Source organism: Candidatus Methylomirabilota bacterium, assembly GCA_035709005.1.
Taxonomy (GTDB): domain Bacteria; phylum Methylomirabilota; class Methylomirabilia; order Rokubacteriales; family CSP1-6; genus 40CM-4-69-5.
This window is the reverse complement of sequence record DASTFB010000075.1, coordinates 17322-33399: the sequence shown is the minus strand read 5'-3', so window position 1 is coordinate 33399 and position 16078 is coordinate 17322. Positions and strand designations below refer to the sequence as shown.

Below are 16078 nucleotides of genomic sequence, written 5' to 3'. Positions count from 1 at the left end.
GAAAGGACTCGCCATGCGAGAAGCCGTCGTCGTCGCCAGCTCCCGCACGCCCCTGGCCAAGTCGTTCCGCGGCTCCTTCAACCTCACGCGCCCCGATGAGCTAGCCGCGCACGTCATCCGCGACGTGCTCGGCAAAGCGCCCCAGCTGGACCCGGGCGCCATCGAGGACGTCATCCTCGGCTGCGGGCAGCCCCACGGCCCGCAGGGCCACAATATCGCCCGCGTGGCCGCGCTGCGCGCGGGCCTGCCGGTGACCACGCCGGGCACCACGGTCAACCGCTTCTGCTCGTCGGGCTTGCAGGCCATCGCCATGGCGGCGCACCTCATCATCAACGAAAGCGCCGAGGCCGCCATCGGGGGCGGTGTGGAATCGATCACCATGATGCAGCGGGACAACAATCCGAATCCCTGGGTCAAGGAGCATTATCCCGGGCTGTACATGGTCATGGGAGACACCGCGGAGGTCGTGGCCAAGCGTTACGGGATCAGCCGACGCGCCCAGGACGAGTACGCGCTGCTCTCTCAGCAGCGGACGGCCCGTGCCCAGCAGGAGGGGTTCTTCAAAGAAGAGCTGGCGCCCATGCAGGTGACGCGCGGCATCACTGATAAGAAGAGCGGTGAGATCGTCGGCCAGGAGGAGCACTACGTCGACCGCGACGAATGCAACCGGCCGGATACGACGCTGGAGGGCCTCCTGGCCCTGCCACCGCACTTCGACAAGGCGAGCGGCCAGGGCTCGGTCACCGCGGGCAATTCATCCCAACTGTCCGACGGCGCCTCGGCCACGCTCCTGATGGAGCGCCGGCGGGCCGAAGCCCTCGGCATCCGACCCAAGCTCGTCTTCCGGGGCTTCGCGCTCGCCGCCTGCCAGCCGGACGAGATGGGCATCGGGCCGGTCTTCGCGGTGCCCAAGCTGCTCGGCCGTCACGGGCTCAAGATCGATGACATCGGGGTGTGGGAGCTGAACGAGGCGTTCGCCTCGCAGGTCGTCTACTGCCGCGACCGGTTGGGGCTCGACCCCGACAAGCTCAACGTCAACGGCGGCTCCGTCTCGATCGGCCACCCCTTCGGCATGACCGGCTCACGGATGGTTGGCACCCTCGCCAACGAGATGCTCCGCCGGCGCGCTCGTTACGGGGTGGTAACGATGTGCGTGGGCGGCGGTCAGGGGGCCGCGGGCCTGTTCGAGGCCTGCCTCTGACGGTGAGGTCAGGCGTGGGCGCGGCTACGCCGCTTGAGAAACCGCGCGAAGGTCACCGTCGCGGTGGCGACGATATACACCGACGCGGAGACACCCACGGCGGCCGACAGCCAGATGGCGAGATCGCCTAGCATCGCTCATCGCTCCTTCCGGGGCCATCGCGCGCCCCGGCAGGAAGCAAGAGCAAGAGTCGCACCGACGCTGTAAGTCGCGGATTGTCCGGGCGTTGCCGTCCGCCCGGGTTTCGCGTCTAGTGCGCCCGCCCCAGGAGATTCTGCCGGCCGGCCGACAGCCCGCGTCAGGCCCGCGCGGGCGCCTCGGGGCTCACGACGACGAGGGCGTCCACAGCCACGGCACCCCTCCCCCGCGGCTGCACGACCAGAGGGTTGATATCCAGCTCGCCGACGAGACCCTCGGCATCGGCCCCGAGCCGGGAGACGGCCAGGATGACGTCGATGAGAGCCTCCACGTCGGCAGGCGGCCGACCCCGTACTCCCTCCAGCACGCGCCTGCCGCGCAGGCTCTCGAGCATGTCCCGGGCGTCCTCCCGGCTGAGCGGCGCCGCTCTGAAGGCGACATCGTCCAGGGCTTCGACCAGCACACCGCCCAGGCCGACCATGACGACCGGGCCGAACTGCGCATCGCGGTGCAGGCCGACCACGACTTCGATGCCGCCCGAGGCCATCTCCTGCACCAGCACCCCGCGGATAGCGGCCCGGTCGATGCCGGCGAGCGTTAGCCATGACCTCGTCGAACGCCCGGCAGGCTGCCTCGGGGTCCGTCACGTCGAGTCGGATCGCGTCGGCCTCCGTCTTGTGGACGAGGTCCGCCGACTCCACTTTGAGCGCGACGCGCCCACCAAGCTCCTGGAGCGCGCGCGCCGCTCCGTCCGCCGACGTGACCAGATGGGCCCGGGCCACCGGCACCCCGTAGGCGGCGAGCAGCTCGAACGCTTCCAGAGCGCCCAGCACACGCGCGCCGGCCGCTCGCGCGCCGGCCAGCGCGCGCTGCAGGGCGGCCCGCCCGGATGCCGACGGCGGCTGGTGGGCGGCGCGCGCGCCGCCGAGCCGTCGCCGCCGACGCTCGGCGAACTCGACGAGGCCGTGCACCGCGTCCACCGCTCGGGTCGCGCTCGGCAGCATACAGATCCCGGCCTCGCGGAGCGCCGCGCGGGCAGCCTCGGGCGCGGCGACCCAGGCCACGATCAGCGGTTTGCTGGCCCGCGCGTACGCCTCGCGCAGGTTAGCGACCACCTGGTCGGCGAACCGGGCCATGAGCCCGAGATAGAAAATCGCCGCGTGCACCCCGGGGTCCGCGAGCACCAGGTCCAGGGAGGCCCGCAGCAGTCCGGGGTCGGCGATGAACTGGGCCGTGATGTCCACCGGATTCCGCACGGCGCCGAACGCCGGCACGACCTTGCTCAGGGCGGCCTGGGTCTCGGAGGCGAGCTCGGGAACGGCCAGCCCGAGCTCCTCGGCGCGGTCGGCCATGAGCACGCCGGCGCCGCCGGACTGGGTCACGATGCCCAGCCCGCGGCCAGCCGGCAGTGGGCAGGTGGAGAACGCCGCGGCCAGGTCGAGGAGAGTCTGCTCCTGGGGCGCGCGGAGGATTCCTTTCTGTCGGAAGACGCCGGCGTAGATGCGGTCGCTGCCGGCGAGCGAGCCGGTATGCGACGAGGCGGCGCGGGCTCCGGCTCCAAAGCGGCCGACTTTGGTGATCACGAGCGGCTTGCCGAGATCCAGGGCGCGATCGGCGACGGCGAGCAGGCGCCGTCCGTCACGGAGGCCTTCGATGTAGCCGGCGACGACCTTCACGCGGGGATCTTCCAGGACCCAGGCGAGCAATTCGGCGAAGCCGAGGTCCGCTTCGTTGCCGCTGTTGACGAAGTATCCGAAGGCCACACCCTGCTGGCGTCCGAGCGCGACGATGGCGGTGCCGAAGGCCCCGCTCTGCGTGACGAACGCCACCGGACCGGGCGGCGTGTCGCCTTCGCCGGCCTGGCTGAACGTGGCCAGCACCCGGTCGAAGGTGTTCATGAAGCCGAGCGTGTTGGGGCCGCAGAGCCGGAGCCCGCCCCGCCGTGCCGCCTCGGCCACTTCGGCCTCGAGCCGCCGTCCCTCCTCGCCCATCTCGCCGAAGCCGGAGCTGAACACGACGGCGCTCGGCACGCCCTTGGCCACGCACTCCTGCACCGACGCCGCCACGGCTTTGGCCGGGACGGCGACGATGGCGAGATCGACCGGCCCGGGGATGGCCGTCACGCTCGGGTAGCAAACCAGCCCGGCCAACGTGGAGTACTTGGGATTCACCGGATAGATCTGCCCCGCGTAGCCCTTGTCGAGCAGGAATTTCAGGGGGCGCCCGTTGATCCGGGTGAAGTCCTCCGTGGCCCCGACGATGGCGATCGCACGCGGTCGGAAAAAGCGCTCCAGACGGTCGTCCGGGTCAGGCAACGGACGCCGGCCTCCTGATCAGGCTCACGGCCCGCACGTCAGGCCGGGCCGCCAGTTCCTTGAGGAGCGTGAGGAGCGGCGTGCGATCGACCGGATACTCGGTCCGGATAGGGCGGGCCGCCAGGAGGCTGGTGTACTGCTCCGGGTTGTAGAAGGCCGCCAGCAGCAAATCGTCGTCCGACGCGAACGGCCCCCGCTCGCGGCGCACCCGCTCGACGGCCGGTGGGAGCAGGTCGCCGGGACGCGCCGTGACCGGCGCCTCACCGCGCGTGATCCGGTCCAGCACGTTGGGATCGATGGGCGCGGCCAGCGCGCCGTAGTTACCCAGCGCGTACTTGCGCACCTCGTCGGGCACGGTGGCGTAGCGCTCGCCCTGGACCGTGTTCAGGACCGCCTGCGTGATGACGAACTGCGCGAAGGGGCTGACGACGATGGGGTAGCCGAGCTCCTGGCGGACACGGGCGGCCTCCTCCAGGATCTCGTCCAGGCGGTGGGAGAGGCCGATGTCCCGGAGCTGGGAGTGGAGGTTCGAGATCATGCCGCCAGGCACCTGGTGCTCGTAGTGGAACGGATCGTACTCGGCGATGCGTCCCAGAGGTTTGCCCTCGCGGGCGGCCACGTACCGGAGGTAGTCGGCCACCGGAGCCAGACCGTCGGCGTCGAGCCGCACGTCGAAGCCGATGCGGCGCGCGTTCCGCGCCAGCCACTCCGTCGGCGGCTGCGAGGCGCCGTGGGCCAGCGGCGACGTGGCGGTGTGCACGGTATCCACGCCGTGGGTGATCGCCTCCAGCGCGCAGAGCGGCCCCAGGCCGGTCAGGCAGTGGGTGTGCAGCTGGAGCCTGGTCGCACCGACGGCCTGGCGGAGGGCCGGGATGAGCGTGCGGACCCGCTCGGGCTTCAGCAGCCCGCTAGGGTCCTTGAGGAAGACCGCGTCCACGCCGAGGGTGACGAGCTCCCGGGCCTTGCCGGCATAGTAGGCGTCCGTATGGACGGGGCTCACGGTGTAGACCACGCCCCCCGCCACGGTGAGCCCGGCCGCCTTGGAGGCGCGTACCGGAACGATCATGTTGCGCATGTCGTTGAGCGCGTCGTAGGGCGTGACGTAGCGAATGCCGTTGGCGGCGATCCGACGGGCCGTCAGGGCGACGACGTCGTCGGGAAAGAGCTCGAACGTGAACAGGCTCTGGCCTCGCGTCATCACGATGAGCGGGGTGCGGGTGACGACGCCGCTCATGATCCGCATGCGTTCCCAGGGATCCTCGCGAAGGTAACGGACGCAGACATCGAACACGGCGCCGCCCACCAGGTCGATGGCCTCGAAACCCAGACGATCGAGGATCGGCGCCACGGGCAGCATCATCGCCGTGGTCATCCGCGTCGACCATAAGGACTGGTGGGCGTCGCGGAGCGTGGTGTCGACGAAGCTGACGGTCTTCACGTCGCCCTGGTCGCGGTCGCCCGCGCCAGCTCCTCCTCGACCCAGCGGGTGTGCACGCGGGCAGCCACGAAATCGGGATGGTCGACCAGGCGGCGGTGGAACCCGATCGTGGTGGACACCCCACCGACCTGGAAGGCGACCAGGGCCTCACGCATCCGCGCGATCGCAGCGGGGCGATCAGCGCCATGCGCAACCACCTTAGCCAGCAGCGAATCGTAGAAGGGCGGCACGACCGTCCCGGGTTCGACGTGCGTATCGACCCGCACGCCGGCGCCCCGGGGCGGGACCCAGGCAGTCACGGTCCCCGGGTTGGGCCGGAAGCCTTTGTCGGGTTGCTCCGCATTGATCCGGCACTCGATGGCGTGGCCCACGAACCGGACGTCGGCCTGGGCCAAGGGCAGCGCCTCGCCAGCGGCCAGGCGAAGCTGGAGCGCGACCAGATCCAGCCCGGTGATCAGCTCCGTCACCGGATGCTCGACCTGGATCCGTGTGTTCATCTCGATGAAGTAGAAGCGCCCGGCATCCGGATCGAACACGAACTCGACGGTGCCGGCGCCCTGATAGGCGACGGCCTGGACCAGGCGCAGCGCCGCCTCGGTGAGCTCCCGTCGCAGTGGCGGGCTCAACACCGGCGACGGCGCCTCCTCCAGGATCTTCTGATGACGCCGCTGCAGGGAACAGTCGCGCTCACCGAGATGAACGACACCGCCGCGGGCGTCGGCGAGAACCTGGACCTCGACGTGCCGCACGCGCTCGAGATAGCGCTCGGCGTAGAGCGTGCCGTCCCCGAAGGAGGCACGGGCCTCCCCGGCGCCCCGTTCAATGGCCGAACCGAGCTCGGCCGCCGTGCGTACGACGCGCATGCCGCGTCCGCCGCCGCCCGCCGAGGCCTTGAGCAGCAGCGGGTAACCGATCGCGGCCGCATCCTCCACGGAGCGCACCGGGCCCGGGGAACCAGGCACGACCGGGACCCCGAGCCCCGCGGCCAGGCGCCGGGCCTCCAGCTTGTCCCCCATCAGACGAATGGCCTCGGGGGACGGGCCCACGAAGCGCAGCCCTTGCTCCAGGCAGGCCGCGGCAAAGGCCGCATTCTCGGACAGGAATCCGTATCCGGGGTGCACGGTGTCGCACCCGGTACCCCGGGCCGTGGCCAGGATCGCCGAAACGTTGAGGTAGCTGGCCGCCGCCGGGGGCGGGCCGACACAGACCGCGCGGTCGGCCAGCCGCGTGTGAAGCGCGTCGCGATCGGCTTCCGAATAGATGGCGACCGTCTCGAGGCCCAGGCTACGGCACGCGTGGATGACGCGGACGGCGATCTCCCCCCGGTTGGCGACGAGAACGCGTTTCACAGCCGCCCCCCGGGATCAGTCACGCCAGCGGCTCGATCACCATCAAGGTCTGACCGAACTCCACCAACGCCCCGTCCTCCACGCAGATCTCGCTCACCCGACCGCGGCACCCCGCCCGGATGGAATTCATCAGCTTCATGACCTCGATGATGCACACCGTCGCGTCCTCGGCCACCGCACTGCCCACCTCGACGAACGGGGGCGCCCCCGGAGCCGGCGCCCGGTAGAACGTCCCCACCATCGGCGCCTTGACCTCCACACCGATGGCCTGAGAGCGAGCCGCCCCGGGGACGGCGGCCGGGGCCGTGTCCCGGGAGGCGGCCGCCCGCTGTGCCGGCGCGGGCGTGGGCCGAGCCACCCCAACCGAGCGGACTCCGGTAGCCTCGGCCACCCCGCCCCGTTTGCGGACGACGAGCTTGAAATCTCCGATCTCCAGGTGGAGCTCCTCGATCGCCGAGCCGTCGATGATCTTCAAGATCTCCTGGACATCGTCGTAGCTCAGGTCCATATCGCCGAGTCCGTTCGCGCTCCGTCAACCGAGGGTGCGGCCGCCGTCCACGTAGATGGTCTGTCCCACCATGAAGTCCGAGGCCGACGAGGCGAGGAAGACGGCGGCCCCCACGAGGTCGTCCGCTGTGCCGAAGCGGCCCATCGGGATCTTGCCCAGGGCCGAGGCCCGCCACGTCGCGTCCCCTAAGTATGCCCGGGTCAGCTCGGTCTCCACGATCGCAGGCCCGATGGCGTTCACGTTGACGCCCCGCCGGCACCACTCCACACCGAGCACGCGGGTGAGCTGGGCGACCCCACCCTTGCTGGCAGCGTATGCGGCATAGCCGGGATTGGCGACCACGCTCGACACGGAGGCCAGGTTGACGATCTTGCCCCGTGCCCGCCGGAGCATCAGGGAGCCGATCGCCTGGGTGGTGAGGAAGATCCCGGTCAGGTTCACGTCGAGGACCCGACCCCACGTCTCCAGGGACATCTCTTCGGCCGGCGCGAGAGCCAGGACGCCGGCGGCATTGACGAGGATGTCCGCGCGCCCCTCGGCGCCCGCGATGTCGTCGGCCAGGGCCCGGACCGCAGCCGGCCGCGTCACATCCACCGTCGTGGCGCGAGCCTCGCCGCCGGCGGCAACGATCTGCTGCGCGACCTTCGCGGCGAGCATCCCGTCGAGATCGGCGATGACCAGCCTGGCGCCGAAGGCGGCCAGACCGCGGGCGATCGCGCTCCCTAGTCCGCCACCGCCACCGGTCACCACCGCCACCAGGTCCGTCAGATCGAACAGCGCCCGATAACGGCGCGCGATCTCGGGCGAGACGGTCATGGCCGCGCCTCAGTCGTGGCCATCCCCTCCCCTCAGCGGCGCCGGGAGCAGGCGGCCTTGCGCGGCCGCGGCGTGCCGCCGTCCGGAGAGCGCGAGCCAGACCGCCGTCACCCCGGCCAGCCCCACATAGCCCAACAGGTAGGCGAAATGGGTCTGGACGAGGACGGCCAGCCCGACCGCGGCGAGGAGCGCCGCCGCCCCGCGCTCGAGGCGCGAGAGATGGTGCACGAAGTGTCCGTGCCCGGCCACGGCCAGGGCCCATTGCACGGCAATGACGGCGCCGATCGGTGGCAGCATGGCCAGCGAGAGCTTCGGGAAGGCCAGCAGCTCCCGGTGATAGATGAAGGCGAAGGGGATGATGAAGGTCGGCGCCACGAGCTTGAGCGACTCGATGGCCGTCCTCGGGAACGACGCCCCGGCGATCTTGGCGCCGGCCAGGCAGGCGACGCCGACCGGTGGCGTGATCGTGGAGAAGACGGCGAAGTACTGGATGAAGAAGTGAGCGGCCACGATCTCGATGCCGGCCTGCTGGAGGAAGTGCGCGAGCGTGAGCGCCACCAGGACGTAGGCTGCGGGCGTGGGCAATCCCATGCCGACGAGCAGGGCCAGCACCATGGCGCCCAGCAGAATGACGACCTGGCTGTCGGGGACGACGTTGACCAGCACCGCCGACAGTCGGCCGGCCAGGTTCGTGGTGGTGAACGTCTGGGCCAGCGGACCGATGGCCAGGATCAGCACCGAGAGCTGGATGGCGATCTCCGCGCCCTCCTTGAGGGCAACGCCGAAGTCGCGAAGTGATGGCCGGAAGCGGCCCTGGAAGAGGCACAGGACGACCGCGGCCGCGATCCCGAAGAGCCCGGCGTAGGCCGGGGTGTGGAAGGCGAGCAGGAGGACGATGACGATCACCAGCGGAACCACGAACGTCGGCAGCAAGCGGGCTACCAGGACCCGGTCGAAAGGCTCCCGCAGGTACGGCAAGTCGTCGGCGGCGGAGCGGATGAGGACGCCGATCGCGATGCCGATCATGTAGAGCGCCGAGGGGATCACCGCGATGAGCGCCACGGCGACGTACGAGATATTGAGGAGCGCCGCCATGATGAAGGCCGCGAGCCCCATCACCGGCGGGATGATCTGTCCCGCCGTGGAGGCTGCCACTTCGACGGCGGCGGCGAACTCCCGGCGGAACCCGTAGCGCTTCATCATGGGGATGGTCAGCTTGCCGCTCATGACGACGTTCGTCACGGCGGCCCCCATCACCATCCCTTCCATGGTGCTGCCGATGATCGCGGGGAAGGCGGCGCCGCCGCGGACGTAGCGGCCGACCGTCTTGCCCAGCTCCGTCACCAGGTCCAGCATGCCGCTGCCGATCAGGACGGCGCTGAAGATCACCAGGAAGTAGAGCTTCTCGACCCCATCGCTCACGTAGGCGAAGACGCCTTCGGTCGTGTTCATCCCCATATAGGACAGCACGAACGAAACCTCGTAACCGTTGTGGCGGAGAACCGGGATGGGTAGCAGGTGGCCATAGAAGAAGTAGAGGACGACGACGCCGATGACGGTGGTGAGGACGGTGCCCCAGTGGAACCAGGTGATGAGGAGGAGGCTGGCCAGCCAGATCGCTCCGATGACCACGTCGGTGTCGTTGAGGAACGGCTGATCGATCTGGAGCCGGAGCCCGTTGATCCGGACGTAGCCGGTAGAGAGCAGGGTGCCGAGCAGCGCGACCGCCGCCACGCTCAGCCGAGCCCAGAAGCGGATGCCCCGCCTGACCTGGCCCTCCGCCAGCACGTTGCGAAGGGCCAGGAGCCCCGCGAGCCCGACGATGCCGGCGACCAGCGTGGCGTAGTGGTGGGGCGTCAGCTGGACGAAGACAAAAGTCGTGACCGCCATGTAGACGGACAGGACGCCCACCACCACGACGAACAACCGGTCGGCGGCGCGGCGCGTGGCCTTCACGTGCGGCCTCGCCGAGCTCGGCCCGACCCCCGTGTCACTTCGGATAGGTGACGGCGGGGAACTTGGTGCGATGCTCCCACCAGCCGAGCTCCTTGTAAGCGCGCATGGCGCCCGGGTGGGCATTCTCCTCGGTGAGGCCGTTCACCATGAGCTCGGGGCTCTGCACCTTCCAGAGCGCGTTGAGGGTCGTCATGCGCGGGTAGAGCTTGGCCACCGTCTTGACGATCTCGTAGCCGACCTCCTCGGGGAGCTCGGGGTGCGAGGCGAGGTAGCCGCGGTCCACGCCGACCACCAGCGGCTCCGCGCGCTGGGGCAACGTCCCCGGCGGCACGGTGATCGTCATGTAGGTCGTCCCGTACCTGGCGTTGACCTTCTCGGGCGCGTCCTTGTCCATGCCGATGTAATAGAGCTTCCGCCCCGAAGCCTCCAGCAGGCGCATGGGCGCGGCCAGCAGCCAGTTCTTGCCGAACGGATCGGTCCCCATGCCCATGACCACGGCGTCGACCTTGCCGTCGAGCATGGCCTCGGCGGCGGCCACCGGCCCCAGGTGCTGGATGTTCGTGTTGGCCGGCGTGATGCCGTAGGCGGTGTCCAGGAAGACGCGAGCGTCCATGCCCCAGTCGCTCTGCGTGCGGAGGCCGAGGCCGAGCCGCTTGCCCTTGAGGTCGGCGATGGTCTTGAGCTTCGGGTCGAGCGTCACATACCACATCCCCTGCGTCCACCAGGCCTCGCCGAAAAGCAGCTTCCATTTGATCTTGATCGGGTCGGGCAGGAACTCCTTGAGCTCGGGGCGTCCCCCGTGCGAGCCGAGCTGGATCACCGTGTCCTCGGTGCCGAAGATGGTGTTCGTCCAGCGCTTGTTGTTCTTGGCCATCTCCCGGATGTTGTACATGTACCCGGGTGTCTCTTGCGATTGGTAGACGAGCCACGGGTGCTCCTTGGCGAAGAAGCTGCCGAGGATGGTGTCCCCCTCGGTGACGCCGCACCCGATCGGGCAGCGCAACGAGGTGACCGTCACCGGTTTCCGCTGCTGCGCGTCCGGCGTCCCGGGGGCCAGTGTGAGACCCAGGAGCAGCGTCATCAGCACGAGGCCGACCACTGTCGTCGCGAGCGATCGTGTTCGACTCTGCATAGCCGATCCTCCCCTTGGTTCGCGTCTGCTACTGCATCACTGACAGGCCGTACAGGCGCGCGCAGTTGTCCCACAGGATCCTTCGCTTCGTGTCCTCGTCGACGCTCAGGGCCAGGAATTCCTCCGACGCCTCGGGATAGTCCGAGTCCCAGTGCGGGTAGTCGGTCGACCAGACGATGTTGTCGCCGCCGATCTGGGCCACCACGTGGGGCACTCCTGCTTCGGCTTCCGCGCCGACATAGCAGTGGCGGAGAAAATACTGGCTCGGCTTCATGGTGAGGGCCGGGGCGTCCCACTCGGCCAGGCGCTCGAAGTCGTGGTCCATGCGGTCGAGCCAGAAGGGTACCCAGCCGACGTTGCACTCGAGCAATCCCACGCGCAGCCGCGGGAAGGCCTCCAGCACGCCGCCGGCGATCAGGGACAGGCTGGTCAACATCATGGCGATCGGGTGGGAGGCGACGTGCCGCATCAGCCGGTTGTCGCCGAACTGGTCGCCCGGCTGCCGGATGGGTGTGCCGGTCCCCTCGTGGAAACACACCGGGATGCCCAGCGTCTCCAGCTCGCTCCACAGCGGATCGTAGTAGCGATCGTGCCACTGGCGGCCGTCGACCGGGCTCGGGTGCAGGAAGACGGCGCAAAAGCCCAGCTCCCGCACCGCCCGCCGCGTCTCCTGGAGGGCTTCGGTGATGTCCTGGGGCGGGATCATGGCGGCGCCGCGCAGGCGGTCGGGGTCCCGCTGGCAGAAGTCGTAGAGCCAGTCGTTGTAGGCGCGGGCGACGGCGGCGGCGAAGCGTCCGGGCAGCCCATCGAAGCACATGACGTAGAGTCCGAAGGAGGGGAAGAGCACCGCCCGGTCGAGGCCCTCGCGATCCATCGCCTCGAGCTGGGAGGCCGGGTCGAAGCCGCGCGCCGCCGCGGCCTGATAGTGAGGAGCAACGCGCCGGAACATGCCCCTCCAGCGCTGGCGGTGGGTATCGATGGTCGGCAGGATACGGCCCTCCATGAGGCCGTACATGCCGATCAGATAGTTGCCGACCATCTGCGGAGCCCGGTGCTTGAACTCGCCGTCGATGTACTTCTCCCACATCTCGGGCGGCTCGATGACGTGCATGTCGGAATCGATGATGCGGAAGCCCTTCTTCATCTCTGGCTCCTCTTACCGGCCACGTGGCCTCGCGCGCACATCGCTCGTGCCGCCGGCGCCGTCGCGCTCGCCGGCCAGCTCGCGGCCGAGGTCGGCCGCGGTCCTCACCAGATCATCGAGGTGGGCACGAGCCCGTTCCAGGTTGAAGCGCGCCGACGGCGCCGAGACGGCCAGGCCGGCGATCACCCGGCCACCGGCGTCGCGCACGGGGACGGCCAGACAGCACACACCGGCCAGGAACTCTTCGTCGTCCTCGGAGTAGCCCTGCCGGCGGATCTCGGCCAGTTGCCGCTCCAGGCACGCCCGTTCGGTGATCGTCCGGGCCGTCACCGGCGTGAGGCGCAGCCTCCGGAGCAGCCGTGCCCGGGTGCCGGGCTCGGCATGGGCCAGGAGCAGCTTGCCGTTGGCGGTGGCGTGAATCGGCACCCGGCTGCCCGGCTTGAAATCCATTCGAAGGGGCCAGGACGCCTCCACGCGATCCAGATAGAGCACCTCGTCCCCACTGAGCAGGGCCAAATTGACGGTCTCGCCGAGCTTCTCGGACAGCCGCTCCAGAAGCAGACGGCGGTTGCGCAGGGCGGGTGAGTTGCGCAGGGCGTTGAAGCCCAGCTCCAGCAGGGCCGGGCCCACGACGTAACGCCGGGTCAGCGTGTCCTTGGCCAGCATCCCGGCCTGCTCGAGCAGGCCGGCCAGACGATGGGCCGTGGGCTTGGGCAGCTCCGCGGTCGAGCTCAGCTCCGAAAGGGTCATGGCCCCGGACCCGGCGACACGCGCCAGGATGGTCAGGGCCTTGAGGACCGGGGACGGCTTCGTTCCATTGAATGGAACATCCTGTTCCATCGAGTGCTCCGGCAGGCGGCATTAGGGAGCGGCTGCCCGGTCGCTGTCAAGGGGCATCTGCAGAAGCGTTCAGTCGAAGAGGACGGACGGCAGCCAGAGGGCCAGCTGGGGGAACAGGAGGACGAGGAACAGCCCGACGACCTGAAGGACCATGAACTGCATCATGCCGAGGTAGATGTCCTTGAGGTCCCAGTCGGGGACGACGCCCTTCAGGAAATAGGCCGACAGGGCCACCGGAGGCGAGAGCCAGGCCGTCTGGAGATTCACCGCCACCAGCATGCAGAACCAGACGAGATCGATCTTGAGGTCGCGCAGCACCGGCAGCAGAATCGGCACGATGATCAGCACGATGGGCACCCATTCCAGCGGCCAGGCCAGCAGGAAGATGAGGACCATGATGATGAGCAGTATTCCGAGCGGGGGCAGCTGGAGGGCGGCCACTGTCTCGGTGATCATCTGCGGCGTGCCCAATCTGGAGAACACGGCACCGAAGAAGTTCGACGCCGCCGCCAGGAACAACACCATGGCCGAAACTTCCACTGTCTGCATCACCGCCACGAACAGCTTGCGCCAGCTGAGCCGCCGGTAGGCGAGGGTCAGGACGAGCGCGCCGGCAGCGCCCATGGCGGCGCCCTCGGTCGGTGTCGCGAGACCGCTGAGGATGCTGCCCAGCGATGCTCCAACCAGGACTGCTGGTGGCACAAGGCCGACGGCGAGCTCCCGGACAACCGCTCCGTACGAGGTCGCCCGCTCGGCGGTGGCCAGCGGTGGGCCCAATCGAGGGTTGAGGAAGCTGCGGACCATCGCGTAGGCGGTGAAGAGGCTCGAGAGCACCAGCCCGGGCACGATGGCGGCCGCGAACAGGTCGACGACCGATACCCCGACGACCGGGCCCATGACCACGAGCATGACGCTGGGCGGGATCAGGATGCCGAGCGTGCCCCCGGCGGTGATAATGCCGGCCGACAGCCGAACGTCGTAGCCGCTCCGCTTCATGGCCGGGCTGGCCATGAGCCCGAGCAGGGTGACCGACGCGCCGACGATGCCGGTGGCGGCAGCAAAGATGGTCGCCGTAAACATCACCGCCAGGTACAGCGAGCCTCGTACGGGAGCCAGCATCAGCTGGAACGCTCGGAACAGACGGTCCATCAGCCCGCCCTGCTCGAGGAGCACCCCCATGAGGATGAACAGGGGAACGGCAGCCAGCACGCTCTCCTGCATCACCGAAAAGAACTGGAAGACCATGAGGGAAAACACCTGGAGGCCGACGCCGATATAACCGAAGACCAGCGCCAGCACGATCAGCGTGAACGCGATGGGGAAGCCGATGAAGATCGCGACGAGAAGCGCCAGAAGCAGCAGGATGCCGAGGCTTTCCGGACTCACGGCCACCGGCCTCGGAACGCCGCGTACAGGCTCTTGAGGAACTCGGAGACGCCCTGGAGGAAGAGCAGGGCCGCCGCCACCGGGATGACGGCCTTGAGCAGGTAGATGGGCGCGCGCCAGGGGCTGGTGATCGCTCGCTCTCCCTGCAGCCACGAGGCCCAGGCGAAGTCCCAGCCCAGCCACAGGAAGAGCGCGATGCCGGGAAAGAAGAACACGAGGTAGAGGACGGCGTCGATTACGCCCTGGACCCGGGCCGGCCAGAGACGGTACAGGAAGTCGGTGCGGATGTGGGCGCCGCGCTGAAGCGCGTAGGCCGCGCCCAGCATGAAGAGCGCGCCGTACAGCATGTAGCTCATGTCGGAGGCCCAGGTGGTGGGTCGGTGGAAGAATTTCCGGGAGACGACTTCGTACACCAGGATGAACGTCAGAGGCAGGATCAGCCACCCTGTGAGCCGGGCCGACCACACGCTGATCGCGTCCAGCGTCCGCATAGCCCGCTCCAGGCCTGCCATCGCCCTCCTCCTCGAATCGCCGAGCAGCGGGATGCGCCGGGGGAGGCCGACCAGCCTCCCCCGGCTCGCGCCTACTTGCTCTTGAGCGCCTCCTCGGCCAGGAAGAGGTCGACCTTGTGGGCGTTGATGCGGTACGGCAGGACGAGCTGGGCGAACCGCCGCTGGGACTCCAGCACCTTGCGGAACAGCGGGTCGCGGGCGGCGTACTTGTCGAGGACCCTCTTGGTGGCCTTGGGGAACTCCGTGAAGTACTCGCGCGGGGTCTCCTGGAGCTTGACGCCGTGCTTGTCGACGAGCTCCTTGAGGGCCACGCCGTTCTTGTGGATCAGCATGGCGTAGTGCTCGAGGTTCGTCGCCATGGCTGCCGTCTCGATCATGGCCTGGATGTCCGGTGGCAGCTTCTTCCAGAAGGCGCCGTTGATGATGAGGTCGGCCACCACGGTGACCTGGTGCAGACCCTGCAGGTAATAGTTCTTCCACACCCGGTGGAATCCGAAGGCCAGATCGTCGGACGGAAAGCCCCACTCGGCGGCGTCGATGACGCCGCGCTGGGCGGCGGGAAGGATCTCGGGACCAGGCAGGCTCACGGCCGTGATGCCGGACTCGAGATAGATCTCACCAGGCAGGCCGGGCGGGACGCGAAACCGCAGCTTGCGGAAGTCCTCCAGGCTGGTGATCGGCTGTCGGAACCAGCCGAGGGCCTCGGGACCCACCGCCATCACCGGGAACGGCACCACGTTCGTCTTGAGGCCGTCGCGGTAGACCTCGCGCAGGAGCGGCCCACCTTCGCCGGAGAGCAGCCAGGACAGATGCGTAGTCTGATCCAGTCCGGTCCCGGCGCCGGCCGGCGGCGAGCCGAACAGGCCGGCGGCCGGGTGCTTGCCCGACCACACGTGAGTCCACGCGAAGCCGGCCTCCACCACGTTCTTGTCCACCGCCTCCAAAATCTCGGACAACCCCACCACGGCGCCGATGGGCAGGACGTCGATCTTCAGCCTCCCCGCCGACATCTTCTGGACACGCTCGGCGAACTTCTGCATCCCCTCGAACTGAGTGGCGGCCGACGGGACGCTGGTTTGAATGCGCATCCGGAACGTCGGCGCCTGGGCGTCGGCTACTCGCGCGGCCGGCCACAGCCCCCACGCCAGCGGCAACAGCGCGAGGCCGAATCCGGCCGCCGTCAACGCGAATCCCCACTTTCTCATCCGATGTCCTCCTCTCGCTGCGGCAGGGAGACCTCCCGCGCACAGCACGTCGCGCCGCGCTCCGCCATTCCGTCGGGTGGAACACCCTGGGCGGCCGTAGCGGTGCCGGCATTAGAGGGGCCGGTCCCCGCACTGTCA

At 69.1% G+C, this 16078-nt stretch carries 13 protein-coding genes and 1 pseudogene; 1 reads left to right on the top strand and 13 read right to left on the bottom strand.

What is annotated here, in order from left to right; translation table 11 throughout:
* The first annotated feature begins 13 nt into the window (after window positions 1-13).
* On the top strand, window positions 14-1201 hold the full coding sequence (locus tag VFR64_12690; protein ID HET9490598.1) for a thiolase family protein: 1188 nt from the start codon (window positions 14-16) through the stop codon (window positions 1199-1201).
* A gap of 8 nt (window positions 1202-1209) precedes the next feature.
* Here the strand turns inward: VFR64_12690 and VFR64_12685 are convergent, their stop codons facing one another.
* From VFR64_12685 to VFR64_12625, 13 genes and pseudogenes are all read right to left on the bottom strand, one after another.
* The gene (locus VFR64_12685; protein HET9490597.1) at window positions 1210-1335 is read right to left on the bottom strand and encodes a hypothetical protein; all 126 of its coding nucleotides are present in this window, start codon (window positions 1333-1335) and stop codon (window positions 1210-1212) included.
* A gap of 164 nt (window positions 1336-1499) precedes the next feature.
* Window positions 1500-3654: pseudogene (locus tag VFR64_12680) on the bottom strand (acetate--CoA ligase family protein).
* Complete coding sequence (locus VFR64_12675; GenBank protein ID HET9490596.1) at window positions 3647-5092, bottom strand: pyruvate carboxylase subunit B; 1446 nt, start codon at window positions 5090-5092, stop codon at window positions 3647-3649. Before VFR64_12675 ends, VFR64_12680 begins: the two are co-directional and overlap by 8 nt.
* A complete protein-coding gene (locus tag VFR64_12670) occupies window positions 5089-6441 on the bottom strand; it encodes an acetyl-CoA carboxylase biotin carboxylase subunit (GenBank protein ID HET9490595.1) in 1353 nt (450 codons plus the stop codon). The genes VFR64_12675 and VFR64_12670 overlap by 4 nt, the downstream gene beginning before the upstream one ends.
* A 19-nt stretch (window positions 6442-6460) precedes the next feature.
* Entirely contained in the window at window positions 6461-6949 is a 489-nt protein-coding gene (gene accB, locus VFR64_12665) for an acetyl-CoA carboxylase biotin carboxyl carrier protein (protein HET9490594.1), read from the bottom strand.
* A 24-nt stretch (window positions 6950-6973) separates the two neighbouring features.
* Window positions 6974-7765, bottom strand: coding sequence for an SDR family oxidoreductase (locus VFR64_12660; protein ID HET9490593.1), 792 nt, complete (start codon window positions 7763-7765; stop codon window positions 6974-6976).
* Between the two features lie 9 nt (window positions 7766-7774).
* Window positions 7775-9721, bottom strand: coding sequence for a TRAP transporter fused permease subunit (locus VFR64_12655; GenBank protein ID HET9490592.1), 1947 nt, complete (start codon window positions 9719-9721; stop codon window positions 7775-7777).
* Between the two features lie 34 nt (window positions 9722-9755).
* Window positions 9756-10853, bottom strand: coding sequence for a TAXI family TRAP transporter solute-binding subunit (locus VFR64_12650; GenBank protein HET9490591.1), 1098 nt, complete (start codon window positions 10851-10853; stop codon window positions 9756-9758).
* Between the two features lie 28 nt (window positions 10854-10881).
* Complete coding sequence (locus VFR64_12645; GenBank protein HET9490590.1) at window positions 10882-11997, bottom strand: amidohydrolase family protein; 1116 nt, start codon at window positions 11995-11997, stop codon at window positions 10882-10884.
* Between the two features lie 12 nt (window positions 11998-12009).
* Window positions 12010-12837 (bottom strand): IclR family transcriptional regulator, encoded by an 828-nt coding sequence (locus VFR64_12640; protein ID HET9490589.1) that lies wholly within the window; start codon window positions 12835-12837, stop codon window positions 12010-12012.
* A gap of 69 nt (window positions 12838-12906) precedes the next feature.
* On the bottom strand, window positions 12907-14223 hold the full coding sequence (locus VFR64_12635) for a TRAP transporter large permease subunit (protein HET9490588.1): 1317 nt from the start codon (window positions 14221-14223) through the stop codon (window positions 12907-12909).
* A complete protein-coding gene (locus VFR64_12630; protein HET9490587.1) occupies window positions 14220-14735 on the bottom strand; it encodes a TRAP transporter small permease subunit in 516 nt (171 codons plus the stop codon). The genes VFR64_12635 and VFR64_12630 overlap by 4 nt, the downstream gene beginning before the upstream one ends.
* 71 nt (window positions 14736-14806) lie before the next feature.
* Window positions 14807-15940, bottom strand: coding sequence for a TRAP transporter substrate-binding protein (locus VFR64_12625; protein HET9490586.1), 1134 nt, complete (start codon window positions 15938-15940; stop codon window positions 14807-14809).
* Window positions 15941-16078 lie beyond the last annotated feature (138 nt).